Origin of the sequence: Arthrobacter sp. FW306-05-C, assembly GCF_021801725.1 — a bacterium.
In the GTDB taxonomy this organism is placed as follows: domain Bacteria; phylum Actinomycetota; class Actinomycetes; order Actinomycetales; family Micrococcaceae; genus Arthrobacter.
In genome coordinates, this window is record NZ_CP084556.1 from 3,333,042 (window position 1) to 3,351,616 (window position 18,575).

Annotated in this window: 19 protein-coding genes; 11 read left to right on the plus strand and 8 right to left on the minus strand. The window is 66.4% G+C overall.

Going from position 1 to position 18,575, the window contains the following annotated elements:
• Window positions 1-537, minus strand: a complete 537-nt coding sequence (gene idi, locus LFT44_RS15475) for an isopentenyl-diphosphate Delta-isomerase (RefSeq protein WP_236799303.1) — start codon at window positions 535-537, stop codon at window positions 1-3.
• A 35-nt stretch (window positions 538-572) separates the two neighbouring features.
• Here idi and LFT44_RS15480 point away from each other — a divergent pair, with 35 nt between their 5' ends.
• The 6 genes from LFT44_RS15480 to LFT44_RS15505 are packed head-to-tail and all read left to right on the plus strand — an operon-like array spanning window position 573 to window position 5,754.
• Window positions 573-1,640, plus strand: coding sequence for a polyprenyl synthetase family protein (locus tag LFT44_RS15480; protein WP_236799305.1), 1,068 nt, complete (start codon window positions 573-575; stop codon window positions 1,638-1,640).
• Window positions 1,637-2,551 carry a phytoene/squalene synthase family protein gene (locus LFT44_RS15485; RefSeq protein ID WP_236799306.1) on the plus strand — a complete coding sequence of 305 codons (915 nt, stop codon included), beginning with the start codon at window positions 1,637-1,639 and terminating at the stop codon, window positions 2,549-2,551. The genes LFT44_RS15480 and LFT44_RS15485 overlap by 4 nt, the downstream gene beginning before the upstream one ends.
• A gap of 5 nt (window positions 2,552-2,556) precedes the next feature.
• Window positions 2,557-4,218, plus strand: coding sequence for a phytoene desaturase family protein (crtI, locus tag LFT44_RS15490; RefSeq protein ID WP_236799307.1), 1,662 nt, complete (start codon window positions 2,557-2,559; stop codon window positions 4,216-4,218).
• The gene (locus LFT44_RS15495) at window positions 4,215-4,562 is read left to right on the plus strand and encodes a lycopene cyclase domain-containing protein (RefSeq protein ID WP_442863752.1); all 348 of its coding nucleotides are present in this window, start codon (window positions 4,215-4,217) and stop codon (window positions 4,560-4,562) included. Before crtI ends, LFT44_RS15495 begins: the two co-directional genes overlap by 4 nt.
• The gene (locus LFT44_RS15500) at window positions 4,559-4,894 is read left to right on the plus strand and encodes a lycopene cyclase domain-containing protein (RefSeq protein WP_236799308.1); all 336 of its coding nucleotides are present in this window, start codon (window positions 4,559-4,561) and stop codon (window positions 4,892-4,894) included. The genes LFT44_RS15495 and LFT44_RS15500 overlap by 4 nt, the downstream gene beginning before the upstream one ends.
• Entirely contained in the window at window positions 4,891-5,754 is an 864-nt protein-coding gene (locus tag LFT44_RS15505; RefSeq protein WP_236799309.1) for a prenyltransferase, read from the plus strand. The genes LFT44_RS15500 and LFT44_RS15505 overlap by 4 nt, the downstream gene beginning before the upstream one ends.
• 125 nt (window positions 5,755-5,879) lie before the next feature.
• Here the strand turns inward: LFT44_RS15505 and LFT44_RS15510 are convergent, their stop codons facing one another.
• Entirely contained in the window at window positions 5,880-6,638 is a 759-nt protein-coding gene (locus LFT44_RS15510; RefSeq protein WP_236799311.1) for an SGNH/GDSL hydrolase family protein, read from the minus strand.
• 92 nt (window positions 6,639-6,730) lie between these two features.
• Between LFT44_RS15510 and LFT44_RS15515 the strand changes: the two genes are divergently transcribed.
• On the plus strand, window positions 6,731-6,853 hold the full coding sequence (locus LFT44_RS15515; RefSeq protein WP_336885625.1) for a hypothetical protein: 123 nt from the start codon (window positions 6,731-6,733) through the stop codon (window positions 6,851-6,853).
• A gap of 7 nt (window positions 6,854-6,860) precedes the next feature.
• Here the strand turns inward: LFT44_RS15515 and LFT44_RS15520 are convergent, their stop codons facing one another.
• A complete protein-coding gene (locus LFT44_RS15520; RefSeq protein ID WP_236799312.1) occupies window positions 6,861-8,435 on the minus strand; it encodes a UxaA family hydrolase in 1,575 nt (524 codons plus the stop codon).
• A gap of 161 nt (window positions 8,436-8,596) precedes the next feature.
• Here LFT44_RS15520 and LFT44_RS15525 point away from each other — a divergent pair, with 161 nt between their 5' ends.
• Window positions 8,597-9,565 (plus strand): IS481 family transposase, encoded by a 969-nt coding sequence (locus tag LFT44_RS15525; protein ID WP_236799187.1) that lies wholly within the window; start codon window positions 8,597-8,599, stop codon window positions 9,563-9,565.
• Here the strand turns inward: LFT44_RS15525 and LFT44_RS15530 are convergent.
• The 3 genes from LFT44_RS15530 to LFT44_RS15540 are packed head-to-tail and all read right to left on the minus strand — an operon-like array spanning window position 9,562 to window position 12,995.
• Window positions 9,562-10,527, minus strand: coding sequence for a C-terminal binding protein (locus LFT44_RS15530; protein WP_236799313.1), 966 nt, complete (start codon window positions 10,525-10,527; stop codon window positions 9,562-9,564). The two genes, LFT44_RS15525 and LFT44_RS15530, sit on opposite strands and share 4 nt — an antisense overlap.
• Window positions 10,528-10,561: 34 nt before the next feature.
• A complete protein-coding gene (locus tag LFT44_RS15535) occupies window positions 10,562-11,473 on the minus strand; it encodes a dihydrodipicolinate synthase family protein (RefSeq protein ID WP_236799315.1) in 912 nt (303 codons plus the stop codon).
• 40 nt (window positions 11,474-11,513) lie between these two features.
• Window positions 11,514-12,995, minus strand: a complete 1,482-nt coding sequence (locus tag LFT44_RS15540) for an MFS transporter (protein ID WP_236799317.1) — start codon at window positions 12,993-12,995, stop codon at window positions 11,514-11,516.
• Between the two features lie 308 nt (window positions 12,996-13,303).
• Between LFT44_RS15540 and LFT44_RS15545 the strand changes: the two genes are divergently transcribed.
• A complete protein-coding gene (locus LFT44_RS15545; protein ID WP_236799319.1) occupies window positions 13,304-14,518 on the plus strand; it encodes an alpha-hydroxy acid oxidase in 1,215 nt (404 codons plus the stop codon).
• 31 nt (window positions 14,519-14,549) lie between these two features.
• Here the strand turns inward: LFT44_RS15545 and LFT44_RS15550 are convergent, their stop codons facing one another.
• Window positions 14,550-15,305 carry an IclR family transcriptional regulator gene (locus LFT44_RS15550; protein WP_236799322.1) on the minus strand — a complete coding sequence of 252 codons (756 nt, stop codon included), beginning with the start codon at window positions 15,303-15,305 and terminating at the stop codon, window positions 14,550-14,552.
• 128 nt (window positions 15,306-15,433) lie between these two features.
• Here LFT44_RS15550 and LFT44_RS15555 point away from each other — a divergent pair, with 128 nt between their 5' ends.
• Together LFT44_RS15555 and LFT44_RS15560 are read left to right on the plus strand one after the other, a co-directional pair.
• Entirely contained in the window at window positions 15,434-16,906 is a 1,473-nt protein-coding gene (locus tag LFT44_RS15555) for an aldehyde dehydrogenase (NADP(+)) (protein WP_236799324.1), read from the plus strand.
• Window positions 16,903-18,084 (plus strand): fumarylacetoacetate hydrolase family protein, encoded by a 1,182-nt coding sequence (locus LFT44_RS15560; RefSeq protein ID WP_236799326.1) that lies wholly within the window; start codon window positions 16,903-16,905, stop codon window positions 18,082-18,084. The genes LFT44_RS15555 and LFT44_RS15560 overlap by 4 nt, the downstream gene beginning before the upstream one ends.
• Before the next feature lie 163 nt (window positions 18,085-18,247).
• Here the strand turns inward: LFT44_RS15560 and LFT44_RS15565 are convergent, their stop codons facing one another.
• On the minus strand, window positions 18,248-18,562 hold the full coding sequence (locus LFT44_RS15565; protein WP_236799328.1) for a hypothetical protein: 315 nt from the start codon (window positions 18,560-18,562) through the stop codon (window positions 18,248-18,250).
• Window positions 18,563-18,575 lie beyond the last annotated feature (13 nt).

Below are 18,575 nucleotides of genomic sequence, written 5' to 3' on the forward strand. Positions count from 1 at the left end.
CTAAGCGCCGAACCGCTCCGGGTAGAGCAGCGGCAGCTGGAGGGTCAGCCAAGGGCTGAAGGCCCAGGGGGTCGCGGCCACCGCGGCGGTGATCAGGGCGGGGTCGGTCCACTGCCACTCCATGACCTCGTCGGCCCGGGGATCCATCGGGGACGCGGCGTGCGCCGTGAAGACCGGGCAGATCTCGTTTTCCACCACGCCGGAGGCATCCACCGCTCGGTATCGGAAGTCCGGAACCCGCAGTTCAATGTCCGAGAGGCGGAGGCCCAGCTCATACTCGCCCCGGCGCCGCACGGCGTCCTCGAGGTCCTCTCCCGGCGCGGGGTGTCCGCAGAAGGAATTGGTCCAGACGCCGGGCCAGGTCAGCTTGGCCAGGGCGCGGCGGGTGAGGAGAATGCGGCCGTCGGAATCGTACACGTGGGCGGAGAAGGCCAGGTGCAGGGGCGTGGCGGAGGTGTGCACGGTGGCCTTGTCCTCGACGCCAACGGGTGTTCCGTCGTCGGCGGCCAGGACCACCTGCTCTGTCTTCCCGTTCAATTGCCCTCCCATGGGTGCCCGTGTTTACTTTACCTATGGATACGGGGACCACGCTGGCGCACACCGATGACGGCCGCTTGGTCAATGGCGTTCTGCAATCCTTCTTTGCCCGGGCCAAGGTGAGGGCCGGTGCGCTGCACCCCCAGTACCTACGCCTGTGGGAACACCTTGAAGCCTGCACGGTGGGCGGCAAACGCTTCCGTCCCCGGCTGGTGATGACCACCTACTCCCTGCTGGGCGGCAGCGACAGGACGGCGTCAGCCACGCTGGCCGCTTCCTACGAGCTGCTGCACACTGCCCTGATCATCCACGACGACGTGGTGGACCAGGACTTCACCCGCCGCGGGATGCCCAACCTCGCCGGCGCCTACCGCAGCCTCGCCACGGACCAGGGCAGCAGCCCGGACAGGGCAGAGCACACCGGCTTGTCCGCCGGGGTGATCGCCGGGGACCTGGCGCTGTCCAACGCATACCGGTTCCTGTCCGAAGTCGAGGCGGACCCGGCCATCCGGCAGCGGCTGGGCGACCTCCTTGACGAGGCCGTCATGGCTTCAGCGGCCGGCGAACTCCTGGACGTGCTGGCACCCCTGGACCCCATGCCACAGACCGTGGACCAGGTCCTGGAGATGTCCAGGCTGAAAACGGCCGTGTACTCCTTCGACACGCCGCTGCGCGCCGGGGCCGTCCTGGCCGGCGCGGACCGGGAACTGGTGGAGGCCCTGGGCGAGTTCGGCCGCATCATTGGCACCGCGTACCAGGTGGCGGATGACCTGGTGGGCGCGTTCGGGGATGAGTCGAGGACCGGCAAGACCGGCTGGGGCGACCTGCGCGAGGGCAAGCGCACGGCCCTGATCTCCTACGCAGCGCAGCAGCCCCAGTGGACCCGCATCAAAGAGCTGCTCTCCAAGGACCTCACGGCCAGGGATGCCGCCGAGATCCGCGAACTCCTGGTGGCCTCCGGGGCACGGGACAAGACCCTGAAACTCGCCGCAGACCTCACCGAGCGGGCGCTGGATGTCCTGGTGCAGCCGTTCGTGCCGCAAGAGCTGCGCGACGGCCTCTCCCCCCTGTCCCGCCTGGTCACCGATCGGATGGGCGCATGAAGCGGGACCGCGACGCGCTGGCCGACTACACCGCCGCCGCCCTCAAGTCCTCCGGCGTGGTGCTCCGCTCCTATTCGAGTTCCTTCGGCCTCGCCTCCAAGTTGTTTGACGACGCCGTCCGCCGCCAGGTGGATTCCGTGTACGCGCTGGTGCGGGTGGCGGACGAAATTGTCGACGGCGTCACCTCCGCGGCGGGCCTGTCACCGGAGGAGAGCCGGCGGCAGCTGGACGCGTTCGAGCAGGAAACCGAGAACGCCCTGGCCACCGGCTACAGCAGCAACCTGGTGATCCACGCGTTCGCGGACACCGCCCGCCGAACCGGCATCGGCACCGATCTCACCCGCCCGTTCTTCGCCTCGATGCGGGCGGACCTGGAGCAGTCGGAACACACGCCGGCATCCTTCACCGAGTACGTGTACGGGTCCGCGGAAGTGGTGGGCCTGATGTGCCTGAGGTGCTTTCTCTACGGGCAACCGGTCAGCGCGGAGGAACGGGCCCGGCTGGAGCGCGGCGCCCGGCACCTGGGCGCGGCCTTCCAAAAGATCAACTTCCTGCGCGACCTGGCAGAGGACTTCACGTCCCTGGGCCGCAGCTACTTCCCCGGCGTCAGCCCCGCAAACTTCGACGAGGCACAGAAGATCCGGCTCCTGGCGGACATTGACCACGACCTGCAGGAATCCCGCGCGGTGCTCCGCAGCCTGCCCACGTCCTGCCGCCTGGCCGTGGCCCTGGCCCAGGAGCTCTTCGCCGAACTGGCCGAGCGGATCCGCGTCACCCCTGCACCGGACCTGATCCGGGCGAGGATCAGCGTGCCCACCCCCGTGAAGCTGAAGATCGCCGCCGCCGTGCTCACCGGAAGGCGCGGCCTGGAACCAGTTGCCGCGCGCCCGGCCCGGGTGGCGGCGCAGTGACGGCCGTGAAGAAAGCAGTTCCGTCCGGACGGACAGCTGGACCCGGTAAAACGGTGGTGGTGATCGGCGGCGGCATCAGCGGACTGGCGACGGCGGCCCTGCTCGCCACCGAGGGGCACCGCGTCACCATCCTGGAGAAACAGGACGTCCTGGGCGGCCGGGCGTACACGTTCAGTGAGGATGGCTTCAGGTTCGACGCCGGGCCCTCCTGGTACCTGATGCCCGAGGTCATCGACCACTACTTCCAGCTCCTGGGCACCTCCGCCGCCGAGCAGCTGGACCTGCTGAAGCTGGACCCCGGCTACCGGCTCATCTCCGAAGGCGCAGCAGAGCCGGTGGACGTCCCGGCCGGGCGGGCACGGGTGGTGGCGCTGTTTGACCGGCTGGAACCCGGCGCCGGCGCACGCCTGGAGAAGTACCTGGACTCCGCCGCCGAGACCTACACCATGGCCAAGCGCCGCTTCCTGTATCCCACGTTCCAGTCCTTCGCCCCGCTGCTGGTGCCGGACATCCTGGCCCGGCTCCCCCGGCTGGCACGCCTTCTGCTGGAGCCGCTGCACAGCTACGCCCGCCGCTACGTCAGCAATCCAAGCCTGCAGCAGATCCTGGAATACCCGGCCGTGTTCCTGGGCGCCTCGCCGTTCACCGCGCCCAGCATGTACCACCTCATGAGCCACCTGGACCTGGACGTGGGCGTCTACTACCCCATGGGCGGCTTCGCCCGGCTGGTGGAGGCGCTGGAAAAGCAGGCCCGCAACGCCGGCGTGACCATCAGGACCAGCACGGAGGTGCTGGAAATCGAAACGGCGCCCATCATCTCCCGGCGGCGTCCGGCGGCCGTGCGCGCGGTGCGCTTCCGCAAGAGTGACGGGACGGAGGAAACCCTGGCGGCCGACGTCGTAATTTCCGCTGCCGACCTGCATCACAGCGAAACCGCGCTGCTCCCCCGGAACCTCCAGACCTACCCGCAGCGGTACTGGCAGCGGGGCACCGCCGGGCCCAGTGCCCTGCTGCTGTACCTGGGCGTCCGCGGCGGGCTGCCGCAGCTGCAGCACCACACCCTCCTCTTCACCAAGAACTGGGAGGAGAACTTCAAGGCGATCTTCGGTAAGGACACGTTCATTCCTGAGCCGGCGTCGATGTACGTGTGCAAGCCCAGCGCCACCGATCCGGACGTGGCGCCGGACGGGCACGAGAACGTGTTCGTGCTGGTGCCCATCCCGCCGGATCCGGGTCTGGGCGGCAGCGGCGACGAGCGGCTGGAACGTGCGGCCGACGCCGTGATCGGGCAGCTCAGTGAGTGGGCGGGCATCCCGGACCTGGCCGGGCGCATCGTGGTGCGGCGGATGTACGGGCCCTCGGACTTTGAGCGGGACTACCACTCGTGGAAGGGCACGTCGCTGGGGCCGGCGCACACGCTGAAGCAGAGCGCGTTCTTCCGGGCCGGCAACGTCAGCCGCAAGGTGGAGGGGCTGTACTATGCGGGGGCGTCCACCATTCCGGGGATCGGCATCCCCATGTGCCTGATCAGCGCCGAACTGGTGGTCAAGCGGCTGCGCGGCGACACGAGCACCGGTCCGCTGCCGGCGCCGCTGCGTCTGGCAGGCAAAGCAGTGCCATCGGCACCTGCACAAGAGGGAACAGTTTCAAAGGGTACGACGGCGTGACGGCGGTTGCGTACCTGGCGTTCCTATTGGTGTCGCTGGGCTGCATGGTGCTGCTGGACCAGCGGTTGCGGCTCTTCTTCTGGCAGGACGCCCGGCGCGCGGCCGTGGTGCTGGCGGCGGGGCTGGTGTTCTTCCTGGCGTGGGACCTGTCCGGGATCGGGCTGGGCATCTTCTTCCGCGGGCACAACGAGACGATCGGGATCGAGCTGGCACCGGAGCTGCCGCTGGAGGAGCCGATCTTCCTGGTGTTCCTCTGCTACCTGGTGATGAACCTGTTCCAGCTGTTCCGGCGGTTTGCCGGAGCCCGGCTGATGCACAACAGCAAGGTGGAGGAACGGTCATGAGCTACTGGGCACTGAACGCGGTATTCCTCATCGCCGCCCTGGCCGTGGGGACCGCCGCCGCCATCCGGCTCAGGGGCCGGACGCGGAAAGTGGCGCTGGCAGCGGCAGGTGGGGCGGCCGCCGTCGTCCTGGTCCTGACGGCGGTGTTCGACAACCTGATGATCGCCGCCGGATTGTTCACGTACGCGCCGGAGATGATTTCGGGGATGACGGTGGGCCTGGCCCCGCTGGAGGATTTCGCGTACCCGGTGGCCGCGGTGCTGCTGCTGCCGGGCCTGTGGATCCTGCTGGACCGGACGTCGAAGGCCAGCCCGTCGGGAAGGCGGCCATGAAGACCTTGCGGATGCTCCTGCTGTCCTCCCGCCCGCTGTCCTGGGTGAACACGGCGTACCCGTTTGCCGCGGCGTACCTGCTCACGGCGCGCGAGATCGACCTGGCCTGGGTGGTGGGGACCCTGTATTTCCTCATCCCCTACAACCTGGCGATGTACGGCATCAATGACGTGTTCGACTACGAATCGGACCTCCGGAACCCGCGCAAGGGCGGTGTGGAGGGCGCGGTGCTGGACCGGACCATGCATGCCGTCACGCTCCGGGCGGCGATCGGCACCAACGTGCCGTTCCTGGCGGCGCTGGTCCTGCTGGGGAACCCGCTGTCCTGGCTGGTGCTGGCGGTCAGCATCTTCGCGGTGGTGGCCTACAGCGCGCCGGGGCTGCGGTTCAAGGAGCGGCCGTTCCTGGATTCGGCCACGTCCAGCACGCACTTCGTGAGCCCGGCCGTGTACGGGCTGGTGTTGGCGCAGGCGCAGTTCACGCCGGCGCTGTGGGCGCTGCTGGGGGCGTTCTTCCTGTGGGGCGTGGCCAGCCACGCGTTCGGCGCGGTGCAGGACGTGGTGGCGGACCGGGCCGGCGGCATCGGATCCGTGGCCACTGTGATCGGTGCCAAGGCCACGGTGCGCTTCGCAATCGCCGCCTACCTGCTGGCCGGTGTGCTGCTGCTGTTCACACCGTGGCCGGGACCGCTCGCAGCCCTGCTGGCGCTCCCCTACGCGGTGAGCATCCTCCCATTCGCCTCGGTCACGGACGAGGACTCGGAGCAGGCCCACCGCGGGTGGGAACGGTTCCTGTGGCTGAACTACGTCACAGGGTTCTTCGTGACCATGCTGCTGATCTGGTACGCCGCGGTCCGTTAGGGGCCTAGCCCTCCAGCTGCTGTCACGCAAGGTCTTCGAAGCTGTCCTCACCCGGCCGCCAGGCCATCCACCGGCCGTCCGGGAAGCCGCTGAGTTCGGCGATCTTCACTTCAGCACGGCGGGGATCAGGATGACGCTATCCGCTGGAGCACGGCATCGGCGATGGCTGCATGGCCCGCATCGTTGGGGTGGAAGGTGTCCCTGCTCCCCAGCCACACCGGATCGCCGGCCGGACCCCTGTTGGCTGGCGTGCCAAAAAGTTCCTTCAGGGAAATGAACTGGCCGCCGTGGGCATGGCACCCTGCTGTGATGGCAGCGTCGAGGGCGGCGGTTCTGCCAGCAGCTGCCGGTGCCCACACGCCCAGGCACAGGAGCTTGGCGTCAGGGGAGGCCGCGGCGACACGGTTCAGGTACTCCTTGTACTGCCGGGCGAACACCGCGGTGTCCGTGTTCGTGACCAGGTCGTTGGTGCCCAGTTCTACAACGGCAAGGCCTGCACCCCGAGGGATCGCGAACCCCGAGGCGACGTCCTGTAGCCGGTACCCCGACTTGTACGTTCCAACTTCCTCAACGGCACCACGCTTTCCCAATCCAGCCGTGACCAGCCTCCGGAACGAGGTGTCCTCCGTGGTCGAAAACTCCCCGGCGGTCAGTGAGTCGCCGCTGAAGAACAAACGCAGGGGATGCTCCTGCGGCCAGGTCAGCTTTACTTGCCCCGCGTCCGGCTCAGCCGCGATCGCGGCATCCGGCCCCGCCGGCGTCGATGCTGTCTGCTCCTGGGGCTGCGCTTCGTTTCCTGCTGCCGGGTCCCGGGCCGCGCGGTTCAGGGACAGAAAGACGACGATAGCGGCGGCCACCATGAGCACAGCCAGCACCGCAACCATAAAAAACCTACGGCCCGCCCACCTGCCCACAAGATCCCCCGCCCCGGCCACACAACTCAGCACATCGTACCGGGACGGGGCGCAGGTAGTGAGTGCCCGCACCTCGCGGCCTCTCGGAGCAGGCCCGCCGCGGCTGGGAACGGTTCCTGTGGCTGAACTATGTCACCGGGTTCTTCGTGACCACGCTGCTGGCCTGGTGCGCGGCGGTGCGGTAGGCGGCACCTAGAGAACGGTGGACAGCTGCCAGGGGACAAACTCGTTGTCCCCGTAACCCAGTTCTTCGCTCTTGGTTTCCTGGCCCGAAGCCACAGCCAGGATGAGGTCGAAGATCTGCTGCCCCATCTCCTCGATGGTCAGCTGTCCGTCCGCCACCGCCCCGCAGTTCACGTCAATGTCGTCCCGCATGCGTTCATATAGCGGGGTGTTGGTGGCCAGTTTGATGCTGGGCGTGGGCTTGCAGCCAAAGGCGGAACCGCGTCCGGTGGTGAACGCGAGGACCTGGGCGCCTCCAGCCACCATGCCGGTGGCGTTGACGGGGTCGTATCCCGGGGTGTCCATGAAGACCAGGCCGTGGGCGGTAATGGGTTCGGCGTACTCCACGACGTCCACCAGGTTGGTGGTCCCGCCCTTCGCCACGGCTCCCAGGGACTTTTCCAGAATGGTGGTGAGTCCGCCGGCTTTGTTCCCGGGGGACGGGTTGTTGTTGATCGACGATCCGTCCTGGGTAACGTGCCGTTCCCACCAGCGGATGCGTTCCATGAGCTTGTCTGCCGTGTGCTGGGACTCGGCGCGGGACGTGAGCAGGTGCTCGGCGCCGTAAATTTCCGTGGTTTCGCCAAATACTGCGGTGCCGCCGTGCCTGATGAGCAGGTCCGCGGCTGCGCCCAGCGCCGGGTTTGCGGTGACGCCGGAGAAGGCGTCCGAGCCTCCGCACTCCATGGCGAGGACAAGCTCCGAGGCGGGAACGGCAGTCCTCTGTGCCTTGTTGATTTCGGGAAGCAGTTCCTCGATCCGCCGCACCCCTTCGGCCACCGTGGCCTTGGTGCCGCCCTGCGCCTGGATGGTCATGCTGGAAATCGACTTGTCAGGGCTCAGCGACCACCCGGTGGTGAGGCCGGCAATCTGGTTGACTTCGCAGCCGAGCCCCAGCACCAGGATGCTGGCGAAGTTGGGGTGGTTCGCGTACCCGTGGAGGGTCCGGCGCAGCACCTCGAAGCCGTAATTGCCGTCCCCTCCGGTGCCGCATCCCGACGAATGGGTCAGGGCCACCACGCCGTCCACGTTGGGGTACTGGTCCAGGACCCCGCTGTTCTCGATCCGGGAGGCGATCAGTTTCGCCGCCGTCGCGGAACAGTTGACGGACGTCAGGATGCCGATGTAGTTCCGGGTACCGACGGAGCCGTTGCTCCGCCGGTACCCCTGGAAGGTTGCCCGCTGATCCTCGGGCACGAAATCGGTCTCCCGCAGCGCGGTGCCCGCCTGGCCGGCCCGGTCGAACTCCCGGTACGCCACGTTGTGGACGTGGACATGTTCGCCCTTGCTGATCAGGCGCCCCGCAAAACCGATGATCTGGCCGTATTTCCGGACCGGTTCATCGGCCTCGATGGTCCGCAAAGCCACCTTGTGTCCGCCGGGAATCTCATCCGCGCACAGCAACTCACCGCCGTTAACGGAAAGGGAGGTGCCGGCGGGAACCGTCCCCAGGGCGGTGCCAACGTTGTCCTCCGGATGCAGGACCAGCAGTCCCATGTCCGCGGCAAGCCGCGGGTTTGCGATCAGTTCAATCGGTGTGTTCATGTTTCTGCCTTTACTGTTGGCCCCACTCCGGCGGGTACCAGGGGTGGCTAGCTGTATTGACCACAGACGTTAGTGACGCCCGGCGTGGTTTGGTGACATGAAGAAGACCTCCGGGTGGAGTGGGGCTTGTCTAGAGTCCTTTTCCACACACGGAGGTCTTCGTGTCCCACCCTAATGCTTTCCTCACTCCTCGTGGCCGGTTACAGCTCGCGCAGTGTGTTGTTGATCAGTGCTGGAGCCTGCGCCGTGCCGCGGAGCGGTTTCAGGTTTCGGTCCCGACTGCTGAACGTTGGGCGAAGCGCTACCGCCAGGAGGGACCCGAAGGAATGGTGGACCGTTCGAGTCGGCCACATTCCTCGCCCCGCAGGACTGCTACGCGTACCGAACGGAGGATCATCGCCGTGCGTGTGAACCGCCGGTGGGGCCCTGCCAGGATCGGCTATCTGCTGGGTCTGCACCCCTCGACCGTCCACCGGGTACTGTCCCGCTACCGGCTGGCGAAACTAACCTGGCTCGATCGCGGCACAGGACGAGTGATCCGCCGCTATGAACACGACAGGCCGGGGGATTTGGTCCACGTGGACATCAAGAAGCTGGGCCGGATCCCCGATGGCGGCGGACATCGAGTCGTGGGCAGGATCGCTGGCTGGAAGAACAAGACCGGCACCAAGGCCAACCGCCGGCCCGGCTACCACTACCTCCACAATGCCGTGGATGACCACTCACGACTGGCTTACACCGAGATCCTCACTGACGAAACCAAGGAAACGGCAGCAGGCTTCTGGGTGCGGGCAAACGCCTGGTTCAAAGAACACGGAGTTACCGTCCAACGTGTTCTGACTGACAACGGGAACTGCTACCGGTCCCATGCTTTCGCCGAAGCGCTGGGTCCGAATATCAAACACAAACGCACCCGCCCCTACAGACCACAAACCAACGGCAAAGTCGAACGGTTCAACCGCACCATGCTTGAGGAATGGGCCTACATCCGCCCCTACCGCTCAGAAGCCGAGCGAGTTGCTGCTTTCCCCGACTGGCTCCATGCTTACAATCACCATCGAGCCCACACTGCACTCAAAGGTAAGACACCGGCCAGCCGCGTCATCAACCTCTCAGGTCAATACAGCTAGCTGAGGACCTCGGGGTTGACGATGTTGCGCGGCCGGCGGCCCAGGACGGCATCCACCACGTTCTCCGCGGTGCGCCGCTTCAGCTCGTCGCTGGATTCCTCCGTGTACCAGGCGGTGTGCGGTGTCAGCACCACGCGCTCAAGGTCCAGCAACGCACTGTTAAGGGGAAGGGGCTCTTCCTCAAAGACGTCCAGGCCTGCCGCCTGGAGTTTTCCGTTCTTCAGCGCGTCAACAAGGGCCGCGGTGTCAATCACCCCGCCGCGGCAGGTGTTGATGATGGTGGCCCCCGCCTTGAACTGCCCCAGCGTGCGTGCGTTGATCAAGTGGTGGGTGTGCTTGTTCAACGGCACGTGCAGGGATACGACGTCGGACGCGGCCAGCAGTTCTTCCAAGGTCACCACCTCGATGCCTTCCTTGGTGGTGGTCCCCGGGGTGTGGAGGGGATCGTAGCCCAGGGCACGGTAGCCCAGAGCCTTGGCCTTGGCTGCGGTGGCCGCCCCGATCAGGCCCAGTCCGATCACGCCGAAGGTTTGTGAAGAGAAGCGGCGGATTGGCTTGACCGAGTCGAGCCGGGTTTCCCCGGCCCGGACTCCCCTGTCCAGGTCCGGGATGCCGCGTGCCAGCGTCAGGGCCAGCGCAATGGCGTGGTCACTGACGTCCTCCACACCGTAGTCGGGCACGTTGGACACCACCACACCACATTCCGTTGCGGCCGGGACGTCAACGGTGTCCACGCCTACCCCGTACCGGCTGACGGCCTTCAGCCGGGGCAGGCCCTTGAGGACGCGCTCGGTGATGGGCGCGTACTGGACAATGAGCCCGTCCACATCGGCCGCAGCCGCCAGGACGTCGTCCTCCGTCCTGCAGTTGGCCCGCAGCAGCTCAACGCCGTTGGCGTCCGCTACGGCCTGCTCCTGGCTGATCGACTCAAATTCGTAGTCGGTGATTAGTATGCGCGGCATGCCCGCCCTTTCCTCTTCCTGCATCGTGTGATTCTCACGCCCAGCGGAGAATCAGCGGGTCTTTGCGTTTGGCCATCTCCACCAGCTGCGCACGGGTGTACGGGTTCAGCTCCCCTACCGGATGGCGCGTCCTGTCGCTGGCAATGATGTTGCCCTCCTTCATCAGGACTTTAGTGGCGCGCAGGCCGCACTGCCGGTTCTCGAAATGGATGAACGGAAGCAGGTCCTCCCAGGCGTGGATCGCCTTGTCCCGTTCCCCTGCATGGAAATCCCGCACGATCCGGCCCAGCTGGTCCGGGACCATGCAGCTGCTCATCGTGCCCACGGCCCCGGCTTCCAGGTCCGGGATGAGCGTGATGGCTTCCTCGCCGTCGAACAGTCCGGGCAGCGACTGCCCGGCCGCGGCGCCCAGGGCGCGGAGCTTGTCCGCGGCCTGGGGCATCTCGATCTTGGCGTAGTTCACGTTCGGCACCTCCCTGGCGATCCGTGCCAGGAGTGCCACAGACAGCGGAGTGGTGCTCATCGGTGCGTCCTGGATCATAATGTCGATCTCCAGGCCGTCGGCCACGCGCTTGAAGTACTCCACCACGGCGTCGTCGTCCACTTTCATGGTGGCCCCGAAGAACGGCGGCATGAGCATCACCATTTCCGCCCCGAGCTCCTGGGCGTGAAGGCTGCGTTCCCGGGCGATCCGGGAGCTGAAGTGGCTGGTGGTGACGCAGACCGGCAGCCGCCCGTCAAGGTGCTCCATGGTGGTCCGGAGCACCTGCTCGCGTTCCTCGTCGGTCAGCGAGAACTGCTCCGAGTAGTTGGCCAGGATGCAGACGGCGTCGGACTTGCCGTCCACCAGGTAATCCAGGACCCTGCGCTGGCCGTCGAGGTCCAGTTCCTCATTGTCGGCGAAAATGGTGGGCGCTACCGGCATTACGCCAGTGATGGCACTCATGGTTGTCCTTCAGGGTTTGTAGGGGTTGCGGGCACCGGAATCAGCGGTTTGCACTGACCGCGGCCACGGACTGGTCCTCGTAGTCTTCGGCGTCGATGTCGCGGCCGTGCGGGTCCCACTTGTTGATCAGGATCACCACGATGGCGATGGCGGGAACAACAGCGAGCACCAGCAGCGCACGGGTTCCCCAGGCGGCCGTGGCCAGGGGCCAGAACACGAGCCCGGCGATCGCTCCGAGGCGGATGCCGATCTGGGTGAAGCCGGTGCCGGCTCCGCGGAGGGAGGTGGGGTAGGACATGGTGGCCATGGTCATTCCCTGGGCCCCGGGGCCTGCTGCGTGGCAGAAGATCAGGAGGCCGATGACCAGGGCGCCGATGAAGGACCAGGCACCTTCGACGTTGCTGAGGCTGCCGGCGATGATCATGCAGGTGAAGGTGCCGCAGAAGCCGAGGAGTGAAAGCTTGCGCGGGCCGATCTTGCCGGAGAGGCGGGCACCGATGAAGCCGCCGGTAACGCCGAAGCAGACGTTGAGGATGAGCGAGGACATGATGTTGGTCATCACGTTCTGGGTGTGCAGCATGGCGAGCACGATCTGCCCGACGAAGAAGCCGACAGCGTAGTACTCCATGGACTGGCTGGCGTTGATGACGAGGGCCAGGCCAGTGCGGCCGCGGTACTTCTTGCCCACGAGCTTGCCCCAGGCTTGGGTGAGGGTCATCTGGAACTGCTTGCGCTCGGCACGGGGGTCCACGGCGTCTTCCGCCACTTCGGCGTCCACGTTGTAGGTCCGCTTAAGGATCTTGGCTGCTTCGTGCAGGCCCAGGTTCTGCGCCGCCCAGGAGGGGGACTCCGCCATGTACTTCTGGCGGAAGATCATGATCAGGATGGCCGGGACGGCGCCGAAGCCGACAACGATGCGCCACATCTGGTTTTCCGGCCACTGCATGCCCTGGAAGAGAAAGTACACGGGAATCAGCAGTGCGAAGGTGGATGCGACGGCGACGTACCACATGGGCTGCCAGAGGGAGACGGTGCCGCCCTTCTTCTTCTGTGAGGCGTATTCGGCCAGGAAGCTGAAGGCGACAGGGAAGTCGACGCCGATGCCCAGGCCCATGATGAAGCGGGCAATGATGAGGGTCCAGACGTCCGGGGCCACGGCGCAGGCGATGGCGGCAACGACGAAGAAGACCATGTCCGCCATGAACACCTTGAACCGGCCGAGCTTGTCCACGAAGTAGCCGCCGAAGACTGATCCCACCAGGGCGCCAACCATGATCGAGGCGGACACCACGGCCAGCATCTCGGGAGTCAGGTGGAAGTCCTTGGAGATGTAGGGCAGGCCGAACGCCACCGAGGTGAAGTCGTAGGCGTCCAGGAAGATGCCGCCCAGGGCGATGAGGGTGATGGCAAAGGATTTGCCCTTCTGGAGGGCACCGCTGTTGATGAGGTCTGTGACGTCCTGGGCGGAGCGCAGGACGATCCGTCCGCCGCTGGGGGCAGCGGCGTTGGGGACTGCTGACATTGGGGGTCCTTTCGAAAGCCCACTGCTTTGTGGGTCTCGGATTTTGCAAGTCTTATGTTCGATATTTCGAACGTTGGTCGATGTGGCGATCAGGCGTTCGCTGGGGTAGGGTGATCGGGAACACAAAGGAGTCTAGGGAAGCCACCCCGGACCGTCAAGCGCTGGACCGGAATTTGGACGCGAACGCCTGCACCAGCGGCGATGCAGGCGCCAGCGGCCGCTGGCCTAAACCGCCAAACCGCCACACTCACCAGCGCCAACTTGCCGACCTTTGTACTAAATTTCGAACGTGAAAGGGGTTGCTCCCTATGGAGGACCGTCAACTGCCCAAGTGGTCCGAGATCCGCGAACTTCTCCAGTTCCGGAGCTTCGAGATGGATCCGGTGCAGCGAAGGCTTGCCCAGGCATTCACCATCGCCGACCTTCGCGCAATGGCCCGGAAGACCACTCCGAAGGCTGTCTTCAACTACACGGACGGCGCCGCCGAAGAAGAGATAACCATCGCCCGGTGCCGGCAGGCCTACCGGGACGTGGAGTTCTCGCCGGCAGTCCTTCGTGATGTCTCGGATCCCGATCCTTCCACGAAGCTTTTTGGCCGCACCATCGACTTCCCCCTGGTCCTGGCGCCCACCGGCTACACCAGGATGATGCACAACGACGGCGAGAAGGCGGTGGCCCGGGTAGCAGCCCGGAACAACATCCCGTACACCCTCTCCACGGTCGGCACCACCACCGTGGAGGACCTCGCCAAGGCGGTGCCTGAGGGGAACAACTGGTTCCAGCTCTACATTGCCAAGGACCGGAGCAAGACGGAGGGCCTGCTGGAGCGGGTGCTCACCAGCGGCTACGACGTCCTGATGGTCACTGTGGACACCCAGGTGGGCGGTGCCCGCGTCAGGGAGCTGCGTGACGGCCTGACCATTCCGCCCACGTTGTCGCCAAAGACCTTTGCGGACATGGCCCTGCACCCGTCCTGGTGGTTCGACAAGCTCACCACCCCGCCCATCGAGTTCGCTTCACTCCGTGGCTTTGGCGGGAATTCCGCGGAGGTGGCGGACCAGGTGTTTGATCCCGCCCTGACGTTCGAGGACATCGCCTGGCTGCGTAAAGTGTGGCCGCACAAGTTGCTGGTCAAGGGCATCCAGACGGTCAAGGATGCGGAACGGGTTATCGAGCTGGGCTGCGACGGCGTGGTCCTGTCCAACCACGGGGGCCGGCAGCTGGACCGCTCACCCACCATCCTGAAGATCCTGCCCCAGGTCCGCGAGGCCCTGGGATCCAACCCCACGGTGCTGATCGACAGCGGCATCATGTCCGGCAGTGACATCCTGGCCGCCGTCGGCCTGGGAGCGGATGCGGCGATGGTGGGCCGTGCCTACCTCTACGGCCTGATGGCCGGCGGCGAGCGCGGCGCCGCCCATGCCGTGAAGATCCTGCGCTCCCAGTACGTACGGTCCATGCAGCTGCTGGGCGTCAAGTCCACGGCCGGCATTTCGGGCGATCATGTGGCACTGGCCGGCTGACCGCCAGGGGTTCGCCCCGCTCCCCCAGCCGTCAGCGGTAGCCGAGCTCGGCACTCAAGCGGGCAGCGCCGTCGGACGCCAGCGCCGACCACTCCTCCACCGGGCGCTGGTTCCAGCGCATGTCCGGCACGGAGATGCTCAGGGCCGCCACCACTGCGCCGGTGTAGTCCCGGACCGGCGCAGCCACGCAGGAAACGTCCGGCGTGGACTCCCCGGACTCGAAGGCCAGCCCGGAGGCACGGATCTCGTCCAGGACGTTGGCGAGCGCGTGGGGTTCAGTGATGCTGTTGGGGGTCAGTTTGGCAAGGCCCTTTGTGATGATGCGCTTGCGTTCGGCGTCCGGCAGGTACGCCAGAAGGGCCTTGCCCACGGCGGTGCAGCTCGCCGGAAGCCGGCCGCCCATGCGCGAGACCATGCGCACGGACTGGGTGCTGTCCACCTTGCAGATGTACACCACGTCCGCGCCGTCGAGGATTCCCACGTTCACGGTCTCGTCGCACTCCCTGCCCACGGACTGGGAAATGCGCAGCCCGACGGCGTGCAGGTCCAGCCGTTCGGCGAACGCGTTGCCCAGCCGGAAGACGCTCAGCCCCAGGTGGTAGGTGGCCGTGGCATCGTCCCGGCGGAGGTATTTGCGCTCCGTCAGGGTGGTGAGCAGTTCGTGGACGGTGGTCCGGGGAAGGCCGGTCCGTTGCACCACTTCGGGCGCGGAAAGCCCGTGGCGGGCGTCCATGAAAAGCTCCAGGACGTCAAGGCTCCTGACGACGGCGGGGGTCAAGCGGGGCACGTGAAGTCCTTTCGTTTGGGGCGCGATGGCCTAGCGCGGCTTCCAGTCTACGTGCACCGTTCGAAATATCGCACATTGTTCGACAAGGAATGGATTTGGAACTAAAGATGATTCCAGGAGGAAACAACATGCAGACCACCCCAGAGCAGGCCGAAAACCAGATAGTGGCCGCGCACGCGGCCTACGAGCAGGCCCGGGACGTGGAGCCACAGGTCCGCGGGTCCTGGCTGGAGGCCATCGCCGCCGCCCTCGAAGCCAACGCGGATGAACTCGTTGGCCTCGGAGAACAGGAAACCCACCTGGACGAGGGCCGCCTGCGTTTCGAACTGAAGCGCTCGGTCTTCCAGCTGCGCCTCTTCCGGAGCGAAATCCTTGCCGGTGAGCACCTGGGCGCCATCATTGACCACGCCGACCAGGATTGGGGAATGGGCCCCCGCCCGGACCTGCGCAGGGTCAACGTGCCCCTCGGCGTCGTGGGCGTCTTCGGTGCCTCCAACTTCCCCTTTGCATTCAGCGTGATGGGCGGGGACACTGCCTCCGCCCTCGCGGCCGGCTGCGCCGTGGTGCACAAGATCCACGAAGGGCACCTGCAGCTGGCGCTGCGCACGGCGGCCCTCGTCGAGGAGGCCCTTGCTTCCGCAGGCGCGCCGCAGGGACTGTTTTCCGCCGTGGTGGGCCGGCAGGCAGCCGAAGCACTGGTGGACCACCCCCTGACCAAGGCGATTGGCTTCACGGGTTCCACCGCGGGCGGCCGGGCGCTTTTTGACCGGGCCTGCCGCCGCCCCACCCCCATCCCCTTCTACGGCGAGCTGGGCAGCATCAACCCCGTGTTCGTCACGGAGCAGGCCTGGGCCGTGCGCCGGGACGCCATCCTGTCGGGTTACGCGGCGTCGTTCACCGCCGGAATGGGGCAGTTCTGCACCAAGCCGGGGCTGCTGTTCGCGCCGGTAGAGGATGTCGACGAGGTGGCAGCCCTGCTTCAGCAGGAGCTCGAAGCCAAGAGCGTGGCACCGCTCCTCAGCCCGAAGCTCCGCGAGGGCTTTGACGCTGCGCTGGAGAAGGTGCGGTCCGCCGAGGGCGTGGACGTACTGGTGAAGGGCGATGACGCCGAGGCACCCCGGCCCACCGTGCTGGCCACCACCGCGGAGGCAGTGCTGGCACAGCCGGAGCTGCTGGAGCAGGAGATGTTCGGCCCCGCCACCCTGCTCATCCGGTACCGTCCCGGAACCGACCTCCCCGAACTGGCCGCCCTGCTGGAGGGCCAGCTGACGGCCACTGTCCAGGGTGAGCCGGAGGAGAAGCTCGATGACCTGCTGACGGTGCTGCGCGAACGGAGCGGCCGGCTGGTGTGGAACGCCTGGCCCACCGGGGTCAGCGTCACCTACGCGCAGCAGCACGGCGGGCCCTACCCTGCCACCACCGCCGCCTCCACCACCTCCGTGGGCACCGCTGCCATCGGACGGTTCATGCGACCGGTCGCCTATGACTCCTTCGCCCCGGAGCAGCTTCCGCCTGCCCTCCGGGATGACAACCCCTGGAACATCACGCGGCGGGTGGACGGAATCCACCAGCCCGCCGGACAGAAAGCTGAAACACGATGACGACTGTTAGTGCAGACCAGATCCTGCCCGCGGATGCGGACAAGGCCCTTTTGGTGGGGCGCGTCTGGGACCCGGAGACCGGTGGGCCGCGCGTGGTCTCCATCAGCGGACAGGACGTCTTCGACCACACTGCCCACGTAAGCACCGTTTCCGAGCTTATGGACCTGGACGACCCGGTAGGGCTCATTACCGCCACCCGTGAGTCGCCCAGCTGGGACCTCGCTGCCCTGATCGATGCGTCCCTGGCGCAGGACACGGAACGCCCGCACATCCTGGCCCCGGTGGACCTGCAGGTGGTCAAAGCCTGCGGCGTGACGTTCGTGGACAGCATGATTGAGCGGGTCATCGAGGAACGGTGCGGCGGTGACTTCCACCAGGCCGCGGCCGTCCGTGAGTCCGTCCTCGCTGTCCTTGGCTCAGACCTTGCCAGTGTGCGGCCGGGTTCCGAGGAGGCCCGGCAGGTCAAGGAGGTGCTGACGGCCAAGGGGATGTGGTCCCAGTACCTGGAGGTGGGACTGGGCGCCGACCCGGAAGTCTTCACCAAGGCCCCGGTGCTCTCGAGCGTCGGGTTTGGGGCTCGAATCGGCATCCCGTCGTTTTCGAGCTGGAACAACCCGGAACCGGAACTGGTCCTGATCGTGGACTCCCGGGGCCGGGTGCGTGGGGCGACGGTGGGCAACGACGTGAACCTGCGCGACGTGGAGGGCCGCAGCGCCCTCCTGCTGGGCATGGCCAAGGACAACAACGCGTCCTGCGCCATCGGCCCTTTCATCCGCCTCTTCGACGACCGGTTCAGCCTGGAGTCGCTGCGGAACGAGGACATCACGCTGACTGTCGAGGGAACCGACGGCTACCGGCTTGACGGGCAGAACAGCCTGTCCCGGATCAGCAGGCCCTTCGAGGAACTGGTGGGAGCCGCCTACGGCAGGCACCACCAGTACCCGGACGGCTTTGCCCTCTTCACCGGGACGCTCTTTGCACCCAGCCAGGACCGGGAAACCCCCGGTCTGGGCTTCACCCACAAGGAGGGAGACCGGGTCACCATCCACAGCGCCCAGCTGGGGTCGCTGATCAACACGACGGGCACCGCCGAGGACCTCCCGGCGTGGAGTTTCGGGATCCGCGACCTGATGGAATACCTGTCGCGGTTTGTCCAGGTTCCGGTGCACGAGGGTTAGCCACAAAAATTGAAAAGGCAGGGTCCGGGCGTGCCGGGCCCTGCCTTTCTCGGTATTGGTGGACGCTGCACTACGCCAGATCTTCGAAGCTGTCCTCGCCGGGGCGCCAGGCCATCCACCGCCCGTCCGGGAAGCCGCTGAGTTCAGCAATCTCCACGAAGATCTATTCCTTGGCAGGGTGGATCACGATGGTGCCGGTGTCGAGCTCGACGCGGATGCCGGAGCCTGTCTCTTCAGTAGTTGAGATCACGGTCCCAGGAGCCAGCCGGCGCAACGAATAGCCGTACCCCAGCTCCTGCTCGCGCCACCGGCGGCCATCCTGCCGGACCATCAGCCACACGTAGCTGTTGAGCGTGACCTGGCCAGGGCCTTGCTCGCCGTCGAACCGGAACTGCACGTAGTCATTGAGGACGAACTCCACCGAATACAGCCGCCGGTCTACCAGCCGGGACAGCAGGTCGTTGGGAACGTAGGACACCGTCGAGCTTCCA

What these genes read in the sequence shown, in the direction of transcription:
- LFT44_RS15480 (WP_236799305.1), top strand. Translation starts at nt 573, where the DNA reads ATGGATACGGGGACCACGCTGGCGCACACCGATGACGGCCGCTTGGTC.
- LFT44_RS15485 (WP_236799306.1), top strand. Translation starts at nt 1,637, where the DNA reads ATGAAGCGGGACCGCGACGCGCTGGCCGACTACACCGCCGCCGCCCTC.
- LFT44_RS15500 (WP_236799308.1), top strand. Translation starts at nt 4,559, where the DNA reads ATGAGCTACTGGGCACTGAACGCGGTATTCCTCATCGCCGCCCTGGCC.
- LFT44_RS15505 (WP_236799309.1), top strand. Translation starts at nt 4,891, where the DNA reads ATGAAGACCTTGCGGATGCTCCTGCTGTCCTCCCGCCCGCTGTCCTGG.
- LFT44_RS15510 (WP_236799311.1), bottom strand. Translation starts at nt 6,638, where the DNA reads ATGGTTGCGGTGCTGGCTGTGCTCATGGTGGCCGCCGCTATCGTCGTC.
- LFT44_RS15520 (WP_236799312.1), bottom strand. Translation starts at nt 8,435, where the DNA reads ATGAACACACCGATTGAACTGATCGCAAACCCGCGGCTTGCCGCGGAC.
- LFT44_RS15530 (WP_236799313.1), bottom strand. Translation starts at nt 10,527, where the DNA reads ATGCCGCGCATACTAATCACCGACTACGAATTTGAGTCGATCAGCCAG.
- LFT44_RS15535 (WP_236799315.1), bottom strand. Translation starts at nt 11,473, where the DNA reads ATGAGTGCCATCACTGGCGTAATGCCGGTAGCGCCCACCATTTTCGCC.
- LFT44_RS15540 (WP_236799317.1), bottom strand. Translation starts at nt 12,995, where the DNA reads ATGTCAGCAGTCCCCAACGCCGCTGCCCCCAGCGGCGGACGGATCGTC.
- LFT44_RS15545 (WP_236799319.1), top strand. Translation starts at nt 13,304, where the DNA reads ATGGAGGACCGTCAACTGCCCAAGTGGTCCGAGATCCGCGAACTTCTC.
- LFT44_RS15555 (WP_236799324.1), top strand. Translation starts at nt 15,434, where the DNA reads ATGCAGACCACCCCAGAGCAGGCCGAAAACCAGATAGTGGCCGCGCAC.
- LFT44_RS15560 (WP_236799326.1), top strand. Translation starts at nt 16,903, where the DNA reads ATGACGACTGTTAGTGCAGACCAGATCCTGCCCGCGGATGCGGACAAG.